13 protein-coding genes are annotated in these 14,063 nt (G+C 70.2%); 5 read left to right on the top strand and 8 right to left on the bottom strand.

The features are described from left to right. Positions 1-65: 65 nt before the first annotated feature. On the top strand, positions 66-995 hold the full coding sequence (locus AC27L4_RS03170; RefSeq protein ID WP_487140498.1) for a LysR family transcriptional regulator: 930 nt from the start codon (positions 66-68) through the stop codon (positions 993-995). Between the two features lie 119 nt (positions 996-1,114). Here AC27L4_RS03170 and acuI read toward each other — a convergent pair whose 3' ends face one another. Next, on the bottom strand, positions 1,115-2,101 hold the full coding sequence (acuI, locus tag AC27L4_RS03165) for an acrylyl-CoA reductase (NADPH) (RefSeq protein ID WP_487140497.1): 987 nt from the start codon (positions 2,099-2,101) through the stop codon (positions 1,115-1,117). A gap of 327 nt (positions 2,102-2,428) precedes the next feature. Here acuI and ppdK point away from each other — a divergent pair, with 327 nt between their 5' ends. The 3 genes from ppdK to AC27L4_RS03150 all read left to right on the top strand — a co-directional run bounded on the left by ppdK (position 2,429) and on the right by AC27L4_RS03150 (position 7,068). Further along, positions 2,429-5,101 (top strand): pyruvate, phosphate dikinase, encoded by a 2,673-nt coding sequence (ppdK, locus tag AC27L4_RS03160; RefSeq protein ID WP_487140496.1) that lies wholly within the window; start codon positions 2,429-2,431, stop codon positions 5,099-5,101. Between the two features lie 183 nt (positions 5,102-5,284). After that, positions 5,285-6,790 carry an exodeoxyribonuclease VII large subunit gene (gene xseA / locus AC27L4_RS03155; RefSeq protein ID WP_487140495.1) on the top strand — a complete coding sequence of 502 codons (1,506 nt, stop codon included), beginning with the start codon at positions 5,285-5,287 and terminating at the stop codon, positions 6,788-6,790. A gap of 56 nt (positions 6,791-6,846) precedes the next feature. Next, positions 6,847-7,068, top strand: a complete 222-nt coding sequence (locus AC27L4_RS03150) for a DUF2093 domain-containing protein (RefSeq protein ID WP_487140494.1) — start codon at positions 6,847-6,849, stop codon at positions 7,066-7,068. Between the two features lie 367 nt (positions 7,069-7,435). On the opposite strand, the gene lpxK is transcribed toward AC27L4_RS03150, so the two are convergent. The 5 genes from lpxK to AC27L4_RS03125 all read right to left on the bottom strand — a co-directional run bounded on the left by lpxK (position 7,436) and on the right by AC27L4_RS03125 (position 11,713). Then, the gene (gene lpxK / locus AC27L4_RS03145; protein ID WP_487140959.1) at positions 7,436-8,434 is read right to left on the bottom strand and encodes a tetraacyldisaccharide 4'-kinase; all 999 of its coding nucleotides are present in this window, start codon (positions 8,432-8,434) and stop codon (positions 7,436-7,438) included. A 20-nt stretch (positions 8,435-8,454) separates the two neighbouring features. Beyond that, positions 8,455-9,762 (bottom strand): 3-deoxy-D-manno-octulosonic acid transferase, encoded by a 1,308-nt coding sequence (locus AC27L4_RS03140; RefSeq protein WP_487140493.1) that lies wholly within the window; start codon positions 9,760-9,762, stop codon positions 8,455-8,457. 124 nt (positions 9,763-9,886) lie between these two features. Next, the gene (locus AC27L4_RS03135; RefSeq protein WP_487140492.1) at positions 9,887-10,591 is read right to left on the bottom strand and encodes a lysophospholipid acyltransferase family protein; all 705 of its coding nucleotides are present in this window, start codon (positions 10,589-10,591) and stop codon (positions 9,887-9,889) included. Positions 10,592-10,595: 4 nt separating this feature from the next. Then, on the bottom strand, positions 10,596-10,844 hold the full coding sequence (locus AC27L4_RS03130; RefSeq protein WP_487140491.1) for a DUF4170 domain-containing protein: 249 nt from the start codon (positions 10,842-10,844) through the stop codon (positions 10,596-10,598). A gap of 59 nt (positions 10,845-10,903) precedes the next feature. Next, positions 10,904-11,713 carry a 3'(2'),5'-bisphosphate nucleotidase CysQ gene (locus AC27L4_RS03125; RefSeq protein WP_487140490.1) on the bottom strand — a complete coding sequence of 270 codons (810 nt, stop codon included), beginning with the start codon at positions 11,711-11,713 and terminating at the stop codon, positions 10,904-10,906. Positions 11,714-12,171: 458 nt separating this feature from the next. Between AC27L4_RS03125 and AC27L4_RS03120 the strand changes: the two genes are divergently transcribed. Then, complete coding sequence (locus AC27L4_RS03120) at positions 12,172-12,681, top strand: DUF6101 family protein (protein ID WP_487140489.1); 510 nt, start codon at positions 12,172-12,174, stop codon at positions 12,679-12,681. 19 nt (positions 12,682-12,700) lie between these two features. On the opposite strand, the gene ubiA is transcribed toward AC27L4_RS03120, so the two are convergent. Together ubiA and AC27L4_RS03110 are read right to left on the bottom strand one after the other, a co-directional pair. Next, entirely contained in the window at positions 12,701-13,627 is a 927-nt protein-coding gene (gene ubiA, locus AC27L4_RS03115; RefSeq protein WP_487140488.1) for a 4-hydroxybenzoate octaprenyltransferase, read from the bottom strand. Between the two features lie 9 nt (positions 13,628-13,636). Then, a complete protein-coding gene (locus AC27L4_RS03110; RefSeq protein ID WP_487140487.1) occupies positions 13,637-14,059 on the bottom strand; it encodes a hypothetical protein in 423 nt (140 codons plus the stop codon). Between the last annotated feature and the right edge of the window lie 4 nt (positions 14,060-14,063).

The following is a 14,063-nucleotide window of genomic DNA, read 5'->3' as shown; positions in this document are numbered from 1 at the left end:
CCGGCGCTTGCCAAGGCCATCGCCACAGCGCATCTGTTTGCAGGAATGCAAGCGGATGAACCGCCATGACATCGACGCCGTCCCCTGCCCGCGCCCAGACCTCCTGGGACGATTATCGCTATGTCCAGGCGGTGGCGCAGGCGCGCTCGCTGGTGGGGGCAGCCGATGCGCTCGGCGTCAACCACTCCACCGTGTTCCGCCGCATCAACGCGGTTGAGGAGGCGCTTGGGACGCGCCTGTTCGAGCGCGGCCGCCAGGGCTATGCCCTGACCGCGGCGGGCGAGGAAATGGTAGCGCTGGCCGAGCGGATGGGCGGCGAGATCACCGGCTTCGAGCGCCGCGTCGCCGGGCGCGACATCAAACCGTCGGGCGAGTTGCGTGTCACCACCAACGACACGCTGATGGTCCATCTGATGACGCCGGTGTTCGCCAGCTTCCTGAAGGCGTGCCCCGACATCCGCCTGGACGTGGTCGTCGCCAACGCGACGCTGAACCTGTCGAAGCGCGATGCCGACGTGGCGATCCGTGCCGCCACCGCGCCGCCGGAGACGCTGGTCGGCCGCAAGCTGTGCACCATCGCCTGGGCGATCTACGGGCAGGCGCAGTTCGCCGGACGCGACCTGATCGACGCCCTCTCCGGCCCCTGGGTCGGCTTCGGGGAGAACCTCGCCCATATCCAGCCGGCGCGCTGGATGGAGAGGGAGGTGGCGCACGAGCGGGTGGTGATGCGCATCAACACCGTGCTCGGCGTGGCGGAGGCCATCGAAGCCGGCATCGGCTTCGCGCCCCTGCCCTGCTTCATCGGCGACCAGGTCTCCAGCCTGACCCGGCTGTCGGCCCCGATCGAGGCCATGGACGCGCCCCTCTGGCTGCTGACGCATCCGGACCTGAAGCAGTCGGCCCGAGTGCGGGTGTTCATGGACCATGCCTGGGAGGCGCTCGCCAAGCGCCGCGGGCTGATCGAGGGCAAGACCGGCCTCACCACAGGGGTTTGAGGCCGCTCCGGCACCGGGCCTAACGCGTTTTGCGACTTGACGGAATCGCGTCAAGTCGCAAAGGTGCGTTGAAACAATGAGTTAGAGCAAAGCGCGTTTCCACCCAAACGCGCTTTGCCCTAGGAAATCTCGACAACGACGCGCCCGCGCGTCTTACCCTCGAGGATCTTCGCCGCGACCTCCTTCACCTCCGCCAGCGGCACGGAGCTGGTCATCGCCTCCAGCTTCGACCGGTCGAGCTCGTTGGCGAGCCGGCGCCAGGCTTCCTTGCGGACCGCCAGCGGGCACATCACCGAATCGACGCCGAGCAACGAGACGCCGCGCAGGATGAACGGGGCGACGGTGGCGGGCAGATCCATGCCGCCGGCCAGGCCACAGGCGGCGACGGCGCCGCCATATTTCGTCATGGACAGCGCGTTGGCGAGCGTGGTCGAGCCGACGGTGTCGACTGCGCCGGCAAAGCGCTCCTTGCCGAGCGGGCGGACCTTCCCGGTCAGCTCGGCGCGGTCGATCACCTCGGCGGCCCCGAGCTCCTTGAGATAATCGGATTCCTCCATGCGGCCGGTGGAAGCGACGACCTCGTAGCCGGCCTTGGCCAAAAGCGCCACCGCCACCGAGCCGACACCGCCGGCCGCACCGGTAACCAGCACAGGCCCACGCGATGGCACGATCGCGTGCGCTTCCAGCGCCATGACGCAGAGCATGGCGGTGTAGCCGGCGGTGCCGATGGCCATGGCCTGGGCATGGGTCATGCCCCACGGCACCTGCACCAGCCAGTCGCCCTTGATCCGCGCCTTCTCGGCATAGCCGCCGAGATGGGTCTCGCCGACACCCCAGCCGTTGAGGATGACGTGATCGCCCGGCTTCCAGTCCTTGTGGGTGGAGGCGGCGACCTCGCCGGCGAAGTCGACCCCCGGGATCATCGGGAAGCGGCGCACCACCGGGCTCTTGCCGGTGATGGCAAGGCCATCCTTGTAGTTGACGGTCGAGTGGGTGACCCGCACCGTCACATCGCCGTCCATCAGGTCCTGCTCGTCGAACTCGGCGAAATCGCAGGTGTAGCCGGTGTCCGGCTTGGTCACGACGAGGGCCTTGAAGGTGGGCATGCGCATCTCCGCGAAGAACGAGGCGTTTGTCCCGCCCGGCGGCCGGGAACGCAAGGGGAATGTCTTGTCCGACAAAACTTCAATGGTTGCAATCAATTGCGAAGAATTGTCGGCATTGGCGCAAATCACGTCGAGAATCCGCACATAGCAATTGCAATTCCGGCCGCCCTGTGAAAAGCCTGCCCGCAATCGCGCCGCCGCTCGGCGGGCACGCGCCGGCAGGACCACGATCCGGCCTCGCGTGCCTGCTCAGATTGTCAGGTTTGCAGGATTTTCGTCCCGCCCGCGGGCGGATGCCCGGAAATCCCGCAGGAGGAGACGTGAAGCATGACGAAGTGGGTTTATGGTTTCGGCGACGGCCGGGCCGATGGCGAGCAAGGCATGCGCAACCTGCTGGGAGGCAAGGGCGCCAATCTCGCCGAGATGTCGAATATCGGCCTGCCGGTGCCGCCCGGCTTCACCATCACCACCGAAGTCTGCACCTATTACTATGCCAATGGGCGCCAGTATCCGCCCGAGCTCGCCGGTCAGATCGAGACGGCGCTGGCGGAGGTCGGCCGCATGACCGGCAAGACCTTCGGCGATCCGCAGAACCCGCTGCTGGTCTCGGTGCGTTCCGGCGCCCGCGCCTCGATGCCGGGCATGATGGACACGGTGCTCAATCTCGGCCTCAACGACGTCACCGTCACGGCGGTGGCGGCGGCCTCCGGCAATGAGCGCTTCGCCTGGGACAGCTACCGGCGCTTCATCACCATGTATTCGGACGTGGTGCTGGAGGTCGACCATGCCCATTTCGAGGAGATCCTTGAGGACTTCAAGGAGCACAAGGGCTATGTGCTGGACACCGACCTGACGGCTGCGGACTGGAAGGGCTTGGTCGCCAAGTACAAGACGCTGGTGCACGAAGAGCTCGGCCGCCCCTTCCCGCAGGATCCGCACGAGCAGCTCTGGGGCGCCATCGGCGCGGTGTTCTCGTCCTGGATGAACGCCCGCGCCATCACCTACCGCGCGCTGCACCAGATCCCGGAAAGCTGGGGCACCGCGGTCAACGTCCAGGCGATGGTCTTCGGCAACCGCGGCGACACATCGGCCACGGGCGTCGCCTTCACCCGCAACCCCTCCACCGGCGAGAACCTGCTCTACGGCGAGTTCCTGATCAACGCCCAGGGCGAGGACGTGGTCGCCGGCATCCGCACCCCGCAGCCGATCACCGAGCAGGCGCGCATCGCCGGCGGCACGAGCGCCCCCTCGATGGAACGGGCGATGCCGCAAGCCTTCGCCGAGTTCAAGCGCATCACCCAGGTGCTGGAGCAGCACTATCGCGACATGCAGGACATCGAGTTCACGGTGGAAGCCGGCAAGCTCTGGATGCTGCAGACGCGCTCTGGCAAGCGCACGGGCAAGGCCGGCCTGAAGATCGCGGTGGAGATGGCCGACGAGGGCGTCATCACCCGCGAGCAGGCGGTGGCGCGCGTCGACCCCGCCTCGCTCGACCAGCTCCTGCATCCCACCCTCGACCCCAACGCCGCCCGCACCGAAATCGCGCGTGGCCTGCCGGCCTCGCCCGGCGCCGCTTCCGGCGAGATCGTCTTCACCTCCGAGGAGGCGGAAGCGGTGAAGGCGGCCGGACGCTCCGTCATCCTCGTCCGCCAGGAAACCAGCCCCGAGGACATCAAGGGCATGCTCGCCGCCGCCGGCATCCTGACGCGCCTCGGCGGCATGACCTCGCACGCCGCCGTGGTGGCGCGCGGCTGGGGCAAGCCCTGCGTCTCCGGCGCCGGCTCCATCCGCGTCGACGCGGCGGCTGGGGTGCTGCATGCCGGCGGCAAGACCTACCGCAAGGGCGAGATCATCACCATCGACGGCTCGACCGGCCAGGTCTTCGCCGGCCGGGTGGCGATGCTGCAGCCCGAGCTCTCCGGCGAGTTCGCCACCTTGATGGGATGGGCCGACGGCGTGCGCCGGATGAAGGTGCGCACCAATGCCGAAACGCCGAACGATGCCCGCCAGGCACGGCAGTTTGGCGCCGAAGGCATCGGCCTGTGCCGCACCGAGCACATGTTCTTCGAGGAAGGCCGCATCGTCGCCATGCGCGAGATGATCCTGTCCGACGACGAGGCCGGCCGCCGTGCGGCGCTGGCCAAGCTCCTGCCGATGCAGCGGGCCGACTTCCGCCAGTTGTTCGAGATCATGTCCGGCCTGCCGGTGACGATCCGCCTGCTCGACCCGCCGCTGCACGAGTTCCTGCCGCACACGGACGAGGAGATCGCCGAGGTCGCGGCGGCGATGGGGGCCTCGGAAGCCAAGCTCAAGGCGCGAGCGCAGGAACTGCACGAGTTCAACCCGATGCTGGGCTTCCGCGGCTGCCGCCTGGCCATCGCCTATCCCGAAATCGCCGAGATGCAGGCACGCGCCATCTTCGAGGCGGCAGTGGAGGCGGCCAGGACCACCGGCCAGGCGGTGACGCCGGAGGTGATGGTGCCGCTGGTCGCCACGAAGGCGGAGCTCGACCTGGTCAAGGCCCGCATCGTCGCCATGGCCGACGCGGTGACGAAGGAGACCGGCGTCGCGCTGTCCTACCAGGTCGGCACCATGATCGAGCTGCCACGCGCGGCGCTGCGCGCCTACGAGATCGCCGAGACCGCGGAGTTCTTCTCCTTCGGCACCAACGACCTGACCCAGACCGCGATCGGCATCAGCCGCGACGACGCCGCCGCCTTCCTCGGCACCTATGTGCAGAAGGGCATCTTCGCCGTCGATCCGTTCGTATCGATCGACCAGGAAGGCGTCGGCGAGCTGGTGAAGATCGCCGCCCAGCGCGGCCGGGCCTCGCGCCCCGGCATCAAGCTCGGCATCTGCGGCGAGCACGGCGGCGACCCGGCCTCGATCGCCTTCTGCGAGAATGCCGGGCTCGACTATGTCTCCTGCTCGCCCTTCCGCGTGCCGATCGCCCGCCTGGCGGCGGCGCAGGCGGCCTTGGCGGGGGAAGGGAAGACGTAAGGCGGGAGGGGTGTGGCGGGCAGTGCTCCGGCTTCGTCGACATAGCACCACGGCGGTGCAAGCAGGGCCAAGTCGGGAACATCCGGCTTGCGGGGAGAAGGCTTTTTTGCGTTTTTTCGGGACCGCGCGCGTCCTATCTCCCGATGGCTCGACCGCCCCCGAGGCCTTCGCTAAGCTCCCGCCATGTCCGATACTTCCGCCGAATCGCCCTCCAACGCTCCCGAATGGTCCGTCTCCGAGCTTTCCCAGGCGCTCAAGCGCACGGTGGAGGATGCGTTCGGCTATGTCCGGGTGCGCGGCGAGATTTCGGGCTATCGCGGGCCGGTAGCCTCGGGCCACGCCTATTTCGCGCTCAAGGACGAAGGCGCCAAGATCGACGCGGTGATCTGGAAGGGCTCGCTGGCGCGGCTGAAGACCCGGCCCGAGGAGGGGCTGGAGGTCATCGCCCATGGCCGGCTGACCACCTTCCCCGGCAAGTCGTCCTACCAGATCATCATCGACCGGCTGGAGCCGGCCGGTCTCGGTGCCCTGATGGCGCTGCTCGAGGAGCGGCGGCGCAAGCTCGCGGCCGAAGGCCTGTTCGACGAGGCCCGCAAGAAGCCCCTGCCCTATCTTCCGGCGGTGATCGGCGTCGTTACCTCGCCGACCGGCGCGGTGATCCGCGACATCCTGCACCGCCTCTCCGACCGCTTCCCGCGCCGGGTGATGGTCTGGCCGGTCCGGGTACAGGGCGAGACCAGCGCCGCCGAGGTCGCCGCGGCCATCCGCGGCTTCGATGCCCTGCCACCGGGCGGCCCGATGCCGCGCCCGGACGTGCTGATCGTGGCGCGCGGCGGCGGCAGCCTGGAGGATCTGTGGTCGTTCAACGAGGAGGTGGTGGTGCGCGCCGCCGCCGCCTGCTCGATCCCGCTGATCTCGGCGGTCGGCCATGAGACCGACTGGACGCTGATCGACCATGTCGCCGACCGCCGCGCCCCGACGCCGACCGGCGCAGCCGAAATGGCGGTGCCGGTGCGCGCCGAACTCCTGGCCAACCTCGCCGACCTCGGCGGCCGGCTGACCGGCGGCACGGTGCGGCTGGTCGAGCGCCGGCGCAGCGACCTGCGCAACCTGGCGCGCGGCCTGCCGAGCCCGGAAGCCCTGCTGGCGACGCCGCGCCAGCGCCTCGACCTTGCCGCCGGCCGGTTGACGCAGGCCCTCATCCTCAACGCGCGCCGGCACCAGCAACGCTTCGAGGCCCTGGCGCGGCGGCTGCTGGCCAGGAGCCCGCGGGCGCAGCTCGAGATCGGCCGGGCGCGGCTGCACTCGCTCGCCGAACGGCTGGGGCCGCAGCTGCTGGCGCGCAAGGCGGCCCAGGGGCGCGAGCGGCTGGAGAGCGCCTTCGCCCGCTTCGCCGCGGCAGCCGAAACCCGAACCCATCGCCGCCGCGACGCGCTGACCCGTCTCGCCACCCTGCTCGAAGCCTATTCCTACCAGGGCGTGCTGCAGCGCGGCTTCGCCCTGGTGCGCGACAGCCAGGACCGGCCCGTGCGCGACACCGCCGCGGCGCGGGCGGCCGAGATCCTCGACATCCAGTTCGCCGACGGCCGGGTGCGGGTGCATGGCGAGGGGGCATCGCCTTCCACCATACGTCCCGCGACCAGGCGATCGAAACCGGAGCCGGCCGGACAGAAAGGACTGTTCGACTGATGTGGCGCCGGTCGCGACAAAGGGCTACAAGGGCACAAACAACCATAGTCCGCGCCATGAACCGCTATGAACGCCGCCCGCCGACACCCGGCGAGGCCCAATTGCAGTATCTCGACGGCGACCTCCGGGTGGTGCGCCCAGGCTCCTTCGTGCGCTGTGCCGTGACCGGGGACAGCATCGCGCTGGACGACCTGCGCTACTGGAGCGTCGAGCGCCAGGAAGCCTATGCCACGCGCGAGGCCGTGATGCAGCGGCTGCGCATGCTCGGGCTCGCCTGAGCCGCCGCCCCGACCTTCCCGACGGCTGCTCCCCTTCCGAGCCTTCGCCGCCCGTGCTGCGGGAATGGCGCCGGTGCGATGCGCCGGCGAACGGGATAACGGAAGCCTTGCCGAAGCCCGGCGTGTCGACCGCCCGCCCGGTTCCGCCGGTCACGCCTGCGGCCCGAAGCACGATCATGCTCCCGCGGGGTCTCGCGGACGTTCGCGCCTTCCTGATCGCCACCGGTCCGGACACCGCCGAAGCCGGAATCAGCCTCGATCTGTCGGCGATGCATCTGGGCGTTGCGGAGCGGACGGCGGCCCGCCCGCGGCTATGCGGCGGCGGAATAGCCTTCGCACCCGCCCTGCCGCTCGCCGGTCCGGCCGCTCAGAACACCACGTTCAGCATTTTCGTCAGGAAGCGCTGCACCGCCGCCTCGTCCTCGAAGATCAGGCGTATCGGCACGGTCCGGCTCAGCGAGGCCAGGGCGTTGCGGGCCGGGCCGCCGGCGAGGCGGGTCATGTCCTTGGTGGTGGTGACCGGGACGAGCTTGGCGGCCTGCGCCCGCGTTGCGATGCGTAGGGCATCGGCTTCGGTGAAGGGATGGTGATCGGGAAACACGTCCGTCGCCGCGATGATGGCGCCGAGGTCGGCCAGGGTCTTGAAGAACTTCTGCGGCCGGCCGATGCCGGCAAAGGCCAGCACGCGCCTGCCGCGCAGGTCCGAGGCGGACGGCTCGGCGCCGATGCGCGCACGGAACACGGCCCCGCCGGACCCCCGGGCAAAATCGGAGACCCGGGCGCCGGCCTCGCCCGCGCCGATCACCACCACCGCGGAGGCGAAGGGCATCTGGGCATGGACCGGCGCGCGCAGCGGTCCGGCCGGGAACGACAGGCCGTTGCCGATGCCGGTCTCGCCGTCGACCGCGATGATCGAGCAGTCCTTGGCCAGTGTCGGGTTCTGGAAGCCGTCATCCATGATGACGATGCTCGCTCCGGCCCGGCAGGCGAGCTCGCCGCCGGCGACGCGGTCGGCGGCGACGATGGTCGGCGCGAATTCGGCCAGCAGCAGCGCCTCGTCGCCGACGCGAGACGCGGCGTCGCCGGGCGTCACCGCGACCGGGCCGCGCTCCGAGCCGCCATAGCCGCGGGTGAGGAAGACCGGCCGCTCGCCGGCAGCCGCCAGCATGCGGGCGATGGTGAGCGCGAGCGGCGTCTTGCCGGCGCCGCCGACCGTGAAGTTGCCGATGCACAGCACCGGCACCCCCAGCCGCGCGCCCGGCCGCGCCATACGCTCGGCCACGGTCTTGCCGTAGGACTGGGCGAAAGGCGCGAGCAGCCGCGCCGTCAGGCCGGGCCGGCGATACCAGAACGACGGCGGCCGCAGGAAGGCGCGCTTCCATGCCGTCATGGCCGCGCTCCGCCGGTGATCCTCAGGATATGCGGCTCCAGCATCGCCATGGTGCGGTCGAGCGCCCCGGCCAGGGACGTCACCACCTCGGCCCCCGCCGCCGCCATGGCCGCCGTCGCGGCGGGATCGCCGAGCAACCGCTCGACCTCGGCCGCCAACGTCGTGGCATCCTGAACCTCGATGGCGGCGCGGTGCCGGTCGAAGGCGGCATAGGCGTCGACGAAATTGCCGATATGGGGGCCGTGCAGGACGGCGGCACCCAGCTTGGCCGGCTCCACCGGGTTCTGGCCGCCATGGCGCACCAGGGAGCCGCCGACGAAGACCACCGGCGCGAGACGATAGAACAGGCCGAGCTCCCCCACCGTGTCGGCGACATGCACGTCGATGCCGCGATCGGGCAGTTCGCCACGCGAGCGTCGCGCCACGGTCAGGCCCCGGCTCGCGAGTTCGGTCGCGATGGCGTCGCCACGCCCGGGATGGCGCGGCGCAACGATGGTCAGCAGATCGGGCAGGCGTCGGCGAACCGCCGCATGGACGGCCGCGGCCATGGCTTCCTCACCCTCATGCGTGCTGGCGGCGACCCAGACCGGGCGGCCGCGCGCGGCCGCCTGCAGGGCGGCGAACGCCGCCTGGTCGACCGGCAGGGGATCGGCGTCGAATTTGAGATTGCCGGGCGCCGAGACCTGTCGCGCCCCGAGATCGGCGAGGCGCCGGGCGTCAGCCTGGCTCTGGGCCAGGCAAAGGTCGAACCGGCCGAGCAGCGCGGCAATGGTCCGCGGTGCCTGCTTCCAGCGCGCGAAGGACCGCGGCGACATCCGGCCATTGACCAGAACCAGCGGCACCCGCCGCCGATGTGCCTCCACGATCATCACCGGCCAGAGTTCGGATTCGACGAAGATCGCAAGGTCCGGACGCCAGGCGTCCAGGAAGCGGGCGACGAAGGCCGGTACGTCGAGGGGCACGAACTGGTGAAGGCCCCCCGGGGGCAGGCGCTCGGCCAGCACCGCGGCCGAGGTGACGGTGCCGGACGTGAGCAGCACGGTGCAGCCGCGCGCCGCAAGCCGCTCGGCCAGGGGCAGGACAGTGACGGTCTCGCCGACGCTGGCGCCGTGCAGCCAGACCAGCGGTCCGGTGGGCCGGCTGCGTCCGGGAACCCCCCGCCGCTCGCCCAGGCGCGCCCCATCCTCCTTGCCGCGCACGCGACGCGCGGCAAGGAGGATGGGGGCAAGAAGACCCAATGCCGAAGCACCGAGACGATGCAGGCGCAGGCCCAGGGGCAAGGACAGGGGCAGGTCGCGGCTCATGCAGCGCCCGGCCGGAGCGGGCTGCGGTCACGATCGCTCGGACGAGGCGGCCGCACGCCGGGCGCCGGTCGTCGCCGAGCCCGGCAGGCGCCGCATCGCGGCAGGCATGGGGCTGCGGCCTGCGTCACGATCCCGCCTTTCGAAAGGTGCGCCCGACCATGGCGTAGGCGCGTTCATGCGCGGCGTCGAGAGCACGCTCGACCTCCAGGCGCTTTTCCTCGAGCATGGCCGCGTCGGCATCCGCCGGCACGTGCACGAGATCGCCGACCACGAAGGCTCCGCGCGAGAACGGCAGGTTGATCACCGCCCGGTCCCAGGTGGACAGGCGGATCATGTTGGAGGTCGCCACCGCCACCGGCACGATCGGCCGCCCGGACAGGCGCGCCAGGGTGACGATGCCAGCCCCGGCGATGCCCCCCGTGCGCGGCACATCGGCGGTGGTGCCGACCGACCTGCCGTCCGCCAGCGTCGCCACCAGCTGGCGCAGCGCCGCCGGGCCGCCCTTGCGGAACTGCCGCTCCGGGCGGCCGCCGGAGCCGCGGATCAGGCCGAGGCCGAGGCGCGTGACCGCCACCGCGTTGATCTCGCCGTCGCCGTGGCGCGAGATCAGGATGCTGAAAGCGTGGCCTTCACGCCGCATGAACGGCACCAGGAAGTGCTGCCCGTGCCACATGGCGACGATATAGGGGTAGTTGTCGCGGATCGGCCCGTAGAGATCCGCCGGCTGATCGGTGAAGCGCGATGTGGCGTGGACGAACTTCAGCCACAGCGCCAGGCACTCTCCGGCCAGGCGCTGCACCGTTGCCGATCGACCGAGGCGTTTGAGCATCGGGTCAGGATTGCCTGGCCGTCGTGTCCGTCGACGGATCGAGCAGACGGTGCAGGTGCACGATGAAGTAGCGGGTCTGGGCGTTGTCCACCGTGCTCTGCGCCTTGGCCCTCCAGGCCACCTTGGCGGTGGCATAGTCGGGATAGAGGCCGACGATCTCGACTGCGTCGAGATCCTTGAACTCGGTGCCGCCGATCTCGGTCAACTCGCCGCCGATGACGAGGTGCAGGAGCTGTTTGGAATGGTCGGTCATCGCAGGTCCTTTGCCGGAGGGAGCGACAGGATGCCACCGGCATCCGCAGCCGCCGAGGGTCAGTGATGCGTCAGCGCCTGCTCGCGCAGGAGCGCGGCGAGCGCCTCGTGCCGGGCCGCCCCGGCACAGACCAGCGCCTGATGCACCGGTTCGGGACGATTGTAGACGACCGGTGCCCCGTCGAAGCCCGTGACGCGGCCTCCGGCCTCCGCCACGATCAGCTCGGCTGCGGCGATGTCCCAATCATGGCTGTTGCCGCCGGCGAAGGCGACGTCGACCAGCCCCTCCGCCAGGACGGCCAGCCGCAGGGCAAGGGAGGCCAGCCTCGGCACACGCTCGGCAAGCGGCGCGCTGCGGCTGAGCGCGTCGAAGAACGGCTTGGGAGCGGCGACGGGGCCGATGTCAGACAGGGGCCCGTCCGGGACCACCAGGCGGGTGCCGTTCTTGAATGCGCCGCCGCCACGCGTCGCCTCGTAGAGATCGCCCGTGGTCGGTCGGAACAGCACCCCCGCCAGCGGCCGTCCATCCTCGATCAGCGCCGCCGAGATCACCCATTCGCCGTTGCCGGCGAGAAAGCCGCGCGTGCCGTCGATGGGGTCCACGATCCAGACCTGCCGGCACGACAGCCGTGCGTCGCTGTCGGCCTCTTCCTCCGACAGCCAGCCGATGGCCGGCGAGACGTTGCGGAGTTGGCCCGCCAGATAGGCGTCGATGGCGAGATCCGCCTCGGTGACCGGCGAGGCGTCCGCCTTGGTGAAGACCTTCGCGCCGTCGCGGACGAAGCGCATGCCGATTTCCCCCGCCTCGCGGGCCGCGGCGACGAGCAGTCCCCGGGCTTCCTTGGCAGTCAATCCTCTGGCGTCAGGCACGGGCCGGTCCTTCCAAACCGTGGTGAGAGCGGCCGGGCGTTCGGACAGGCATTGGGGGGAGCCGGGCCGGACAGTCGGTGGATGCGGGGCGATGGAGAACCGTCGAGCCGCCGCCCCGACCATCCGGACAGGCTCCAGGAGCACGTCGGAGGGACCGCAAGCCCGCACGGTTTAGAAGACGGCCTGCTGCGGCGCAAGCAGCGCTTTCGAACGATATTAACAACCACTTGTTCACCCTGCCTCGCAAGCCCTTCCTAAGCATAGGAGGCAAAAGGGCTTTCCCGGACGGGCCGCAACCAAGGCTTAACCGCGATCCTTAAGCCGACGGGAGGAGGAGGCGCCGCACCTTGCCGCCATGACGGGGCCAGAGAGCTCCGCAGGGAGCAAGTCAAATGAGGCGTCACTCTGCGAGCCGCGTGCTCGCGGCCGCGCCGGACCGTGTCATACGGTCCGGCGCCTTGGCCATCCCCATTCGTTTCGAAGTCGACGACCCGCGCGCCGACGGCGGCAAGCGGCGCATCGAGATCCTGGACGACGCGGTGCTGATCGAGCGCAGCATTGCCGGGATGAGGATGCGTGTCGCCATCCCCTACCTGCTCTACGAGGGCGTCGCCGTCGCAGTCCGGCCGCTGGCCGCGGGCGGGGCGCGGGTCGCCGTGCGCCTGGCGCATGAGGACCGCGACCTCGACGTGGTGCTGTTCGAGGCGGACGACGATCGCGACGTGACGGCCGAATGGCAGTACTGGGCCAACCGCTTCGGCCTGCCGATGCTGGTGGCCGAGCGCGACGGCACGCTCTCCTCGCCCTTTCCTCGCCTCGGCGCCCTGACCGTCGGCCGGGTGCGGCAGCGCCGCATGCCCGCCAATCTCGCCAGGCGGCGGCCGCGCTTCCTGACGCGCCGACGCACGGGCAGGCTCGGCCCGGCGCCGAAGGTGCACCGCGAACGGGAGATCATCGCCCGGACCTGACGGCCAAGGGCGCCGCCGCTCAGAGCCCGCGCAGCAGACACTCCAGCGCCAGGCCGGCGAACAGCACCAGACCGGCGTTCCGGTTCGAGCGGAACAGCCTGAGGCAGCGCTCGCCGTCGTCGATGTCGAGCGCCACCACCTGCCCGGCCAGGTGCACCATGAAGCAGCCGAGGCCGAGGAAGGCGACGAGCGAAGCATCGGCCCTGGCGAAGGCCAGTGCCATCAGGACCACGGTGCCGGCATAGAGCAGCGCCACGCCGGCGCGGGTCCGGGCGCCGAACAGCCGTGCCGTCGATCGGACGCCGACGACGGCATCGTCATCCCGGTCCTGGCAGGCATAGATGGTGTCGTAGCCGATCACCCAGAGCACGGAACCGGCATAGAGCAGCCACGGCGCCGTGTTGAGATGGCCGTAGGCTGCGGCCCAGCCCATCAGCGCACCCCAGGAGAAAGCCAGTCCCAGCACCGCCTGCGGCCAGGAGGTCAGCCGCTTCATGAACGGATAGGCAGCGACGATCAGCAGCGAGGCGAGACCGAGCCAGATGGTGAAGGCGTTGAACTGCAGCAGCACGACGAAGCCCACCAGCCCCTGCAGCGCGAGCCAGGCAATGGCGGCGGCCAGGCCGACCTGCCCGGAGGGCAGCGGCCGCGAGCGGGTGCGCTCGACCAGGGCGTCGATATCGCGGTCGACGATATCGTTATAGGTGCAGCCGGCCCCGCGCATGGCAAAGGCGCCGACCAGGAACAGCGCCAGATGCCACAGATTGGGCGACATGTGGCCGAGTTGCAGCGCCGCCAGCGCCGCCGACCACCAGCACGGCCACATCAGCAGCCAGCCGCCGATCGGCCGGTCCGCCCGCGACAGCCTCAGGAACGGCCGCAGCGCTCCCGGCGCGTACCGGTCGACCCAGTTGCCGGCCGGCGCGTCGGCGACTCGCCCGTTCATGATTCGGCGCTATTGCAGGCGCAGCTCGACCGGCGGGCGGGGAATCGCCGGCTGGCCGCCGCCACCTCCGCCCTGCTGCTGAGGCTGCGGGCGCGGCGCCAAGCAGACCCGCTTACGCATCGTGAAGTTCTGGGCAAGCCCTTTCTTGGCCTGGGCGAGGGCCTCGTCCGGAATGCCGCAGAAATCCTTGTTCTGCTCCATGTACTTGAGAAACTTCTCGATATTGCTGATGTAGGCGTTCAGCGTGCTGCAGAACTGCTCGCGCGCGCCGGGCTGCTTGGCACGCTTGCCGATCGCCTGCAGCTTGGCGGCGATCGCCGCGCGCTGCTGGACGAGGGGAAGCATCTCCTTGTCGCAGAATTCATTGGCGCCCGCCGGAGCGCTAACGAAGAGCGCCGCTGTGAACATGGCGGCCGGAACGAAACGCAGCATTGGT

This window comes from Labrys sp. Lb11 (assembly GCF_057554225.1).
The sequence above is the reverse complement of the archived record's forward strand: the minus strand, read 5'-3'. Positions and strand labels throughout refer to the sequence as shown.

Coding starts and splice junctions, on each gene's coding strand:
- AC27L4_RS03170 (WP_487140498.1), top strand. CDS start 66: ATGACATCGACGCCGTCCCCTGCCCGCGCCCAGACCTCCTGGGACGAT.
- acuI (WP_487140497.1), bottom strand. CDS start 2,101: ATGCCCACCTTCAAGGCCCTCGTCGTGACCAAGCCGGACACCGGCTAC.
- ppdK (WP_487140496.1), top strand. CDS start 2,429: ATGACGAAGTGGGTTTATGGTTTCGGCGACGGCCGGGCCGATGGCGAG.
- xseA (WP_487140495.1), top strand. CDS start 5,285: ATGTCCGATACTTCCGCCGAATCGCCCTCCAACGCTCCCGAATGGTCC.
- AC27L4_RS03150 (WP_487140494.1), top strand. CDS start 6,847: ATGAACCGCTATGAACGCCGCCCGCCGACACCCGGCGAGGCCCAATTG.
- AC27L4_RS03140 (WP_487140493.1), bottom strand. CDS start 9,762: ATGAGCCGCGACCTGCCCCTGTCCTTGCCCCTGGGCCTGCGCCTGCAT.
- AC27L4_RS03135 (WP_487140492.1), bottom strand. CDS start 10,591: ATGCTCAAACGCCTCGGTCGATCGGCAACGGTGCAGCGCCTGGCCGGA.
- AC27L4_RS03130 (WP_487140491.1), bottom strand. CDS start 10,844: ATGACCGACCATTCCAAACAGCTCCTGCACCTCGTCATCGGCGGCGAG.
- ubiA (WP_487140488.1), bottom strand. CDS start 13,627: ATGAACGGGCGAGTCGCCGACGCGCCGGCCGGCAACTGGGTCGACCGG.
- AC27L4_RS03110 (WP_487140487.1), bottom strand. CDS start 14,059: ATGCTGCGTTTCGTTCCGGCCGCCATGTTCACAGCGGCGCTCTTCGTT.